General features: G+C 68.8%; 2 protein-coding genes. Both read right to left on the reverse strand.

The window, feature by feature from the left end; translation table 11 throughout:
• Positions 1–301: 301 nt before the first annotated feature.
• The gene (locus GL263_RS23960) at positions 302–1,693 is read right to left on the reverse strand and encodes a hypothetical protein (RefSeq protein WP_182857829.1); all 1,392 of its coding nucleotides are present in this window, start codon (positions 1,691–1,693) and stop codon (positions 302–304) included.
• Positions 1,694–1,929: 236 nt separating this feature from the next.
• Positions 1,930–2,925 (reverse strand): hypothetical protein, encoded by a 996-nt coding sequence (locus tag GL263_RS23965; protein ID WP_182857830.1) that lies wholly within the window; start codon positions 2,923–2,925, stop codon positions 1,930–1,932.
• Positions 2,926–3,260 lie beyond the last annotated feature (335 nt).

A 3,260-nucleotide genomic window follows, 5' to 3' on the forward strand; every position in this document is an offset into this window, starting at 1 on the left:
CCCCCTCCGCCGCCACCGACCTCCACCTCGCCGAAGGCGAACCCGTCTGGACCTCCGTCAAAGCGGTAGAGGTCACCCTCGTACCGACGTAGGCCCGGCCCCGAGACGCCGCTCCTGGGGGGCGGCCCTCCCGACCCGGATCGGACCTTCCTGGCGGAGGCCGCCATGGCGGATCTCCACCGCCTGCCCCCCCCGCTCGCTTCTCGTCCCCGGTCACGTCTGACCGCCCGGCCGGCCCGCTGCGCCACCGCCGGCTCGCCGGCCCGCCGCGTGCGTCCGGCGGGCCGGCGGGAAGCGGTTCCTACTGCGGCGGGTCGGACCAGGGCCCGCAGATCTCGGTGGCCCTGGTGGGATCGTTGAGGGCCGAGATCTCACAGGCGTAGATGAGCCGCTTGCCCGCGTACTCGGTCACCGTCCACAACTTCCCCGGTCCGCCGCTCGCCGTGGGCCAGTGGGACAGGTCCTCCACGCCCACCCCGGCCCGGTGGGCGCTGGCGATCTCCAGCGTCCCGGTGGCGGAGGTGGTCCTCCTGGTCGCGTACAGGACGCCGTTGCGGTGGCCCTGGCTGCGGCTGAGGTACCAGATCCCGTTGTAGGACACGGCGCCCTGGATGTTCGAGATCGGCAGCCGGTACGCGGCGTCGGCCTTCCACAGGCCACCGCTCAGGACGGGCCGACCGGTCGCGCCGTCGAGCGGCCAGCGGGCCACCCGCCCCATCTTGTCAGGGTCGCCGTTCGCCACCTTGTCCCCGCAGAACTCTCCCGTGGTGAGGTGGTCGGCACCGCTGCGGTCCAGCCCGACGAAGGAGAACGAGGAGCCGCCGCCGACGGTGCACTTCTGCCGTGCGGTCGTGTTCGTCCAGGCCGCCACCTGCGGCATCACGAACCGGTAGCCGTGCGCGTGGTACACGCCGCTGTGGCGGCCCATCAGGAACTTGTCACCGGTGTCGCCGTTCTCGGCGGTCCCCAGGTCGAAGATGTAGCGCATGTCGAAGACCCGGAACCCCCGCGCCGTGTCCGCGACGTAGAGGTAGTTGCCGTACCAGGTCATGCCCCCGCAGTGCAGCGAGTCGTACTCCGAGGTCTGCGTGGTGCGCAGACTCATGTAGGTCGGGTTGCCGTGGCTGTTGACGTACGGGTAGGCCAGCAGCACGTGCCGGTACTTCAGGGTGTCGGGATCGAGGAACGTGACCCGGCAGCCCTTGACCTTGTCGGCGTCCCCGCCGGACTGCCCGCCGTCCGCGGGGGACTTGTCGTACCAGCTGGTCAGGATGGCCCTCTTGCTGCCCCACAGTTGGTCGTCCTGGGCGTCGGCCACCGTGGTGACGCCCTGCGGCATCCACTCGACGAGTTTCCCGTCCACGCCGGAGTCCGGGCCGTCGAAGCAGTAGCTGACGCCGCGCAGCTTCAGGGTGTTGGTCGCGGCGGGGTTGCAGGTGTCGGAGCCGGCGCTCTGTACGGCGGTGCGTTTGGCCGTGCCCAGGATGTTCTGGACGCCGAGCTTCGGCAGCTCGGCGTCCAGCATCCGCACCCGGTCCATCAGTTCGGCCTGGTTGGTGGCCGGACGTAGCTCGAAGTCACCGAGACTCGGAGCGGTGGCGGCCTGCGCCGGCGTCTGCCCGGTGGCCACCAGGACCACGGCCGCGACCACCGCCAGTATCCCGCGACCCGGTCTTGCGAGGTTTCGCTTCAAGATCTGCTCTCTCGTTCCGAAGGCGTTTTGATCTTGGTGAATGTACTCCTCCGCACGATGAACTGCGTCCTCTTATCGGCGAGTTCGTGGGTATGCGATCATCTCTCCCGGTCGCGCCGAGGGGCTCACGGCCGTCGCCACGCTCCGACCGCCCCGTCGGCATGACGGCCTGGCCGACGTGGTCAGGTCCGCCCCTCGCTCGCCACCTCACCGGCTCGAAACGAACCCGGGAGGGCTCACGCGAAGGCGACGCTGGAAACACGCGCCTTGTAGAACCGGGCCTCACGCCCGTAGCCTTCCAGATGCCGCCTGAAGGACGGATTACCGGCGTTGTCGAAGAACTGCACGTACTTGCTCCACCACTGCTCGCTCGCCTGCACCCAGAAGGAGTTTCCGGAGGCGACCCTGGCGTAGGACTTCACTCCGACCCCGGTCGGGTTCCACTCCTGGATCAGCCCGGTCGCCTTGTGGACCCGCTGGACGATTCCGCCTCCGGTGATGAGCAGGTAGGCGGAATTCCCGTAATCCGTATCGAGGCTGTGCCCGTTGTAGGGCCGCTCGGACCAGGAGTGTTGCCACACCAGTTCGAGTCTGGTGTCGAGGTGGTCCCCCGCGACCCGGTACTTGGCGAGGGTCCAGGTGCCGAGTGCCCACAAGTGGCGTCCGTCGTACCAGAGTCCGTGCGCTCCTTGGAACCTGATCTCCTGGACCCTCCTGAGGCTGCCCGGGTCATTGACGTCGGTGGGCCCGTACACGGTGAGGAAACCCGGCCAGTCCACCCGGTCGGAGCGCCCCGAGGACGCGGTCACGACCGCACCGGTCCCGGGTATGCGCTCGATCGCGTGCGGCTTGCCGTAGGGCCTGGCGGACCAGAGAAGCGCACCCGCGGGATCCTCGTTGGGCATGTCGACGATGCCGACCTTTCCCTCCGACGCGGCGACCAGGGCAACCCACCCGAAAGCACTGGTATCACGGAATCTGATGTCCGACAGATGCCTCCACGTGTTCCTCCCGTTCTCGTCGATGGCTACGGGCGGCGACCAGCGCCATATCCGGTTGGCCGGGGTCCAGGGTTTGTTGACCGGGTGGATGAGGATCTCGTTCGCCGCTTGCTCGCAGACGGCCACGTGGTAGGTGTCGGCAGCGTGCGCATCGGCCGGCAGTGCCAGTGACGCGAACGGCGCACCCGCGGCAGTGGCAGCCGCACTCCTCAACAGGGTTCTACGGTCCATTTCCACCTCCAGTAAAAAATGCCGACGTTCCGTCAGCGCCGACCAACCTACCCCAGGAATTCTCAATTCGGCTGTTTCCAACCGGACTTGTCGCACGGTGCGGGACCGCGAAGGACGAGATGTCGGGTGGACGGGCAGGCACCGGTACGCCGCCGCACTGACATGAAGCTGTCAGCGCACGCGGCGATCAGTGCGCTCGCTCCGCCGCGGCCTTCCCGGCCGGACGCGGCGGCCGCGCGGGCCGCCTACCGGGCGTGGGGGGTAGCCGGAAAATCGGCGAGGCGCACCCGTGGCGTGGGGCGCTGCCGCATCACGTGATGGTGCTGCGGCGGGGG

Source organism: Streptomyces durbertensis, from assembly GCF_014156695.1.
Classification (GTDB): Bacteria; Actinomycetota; Actinomycetes; order Streptomycetales; family Streptomycetaceae; genus Streptomyces; species Streptomyces durbertensis.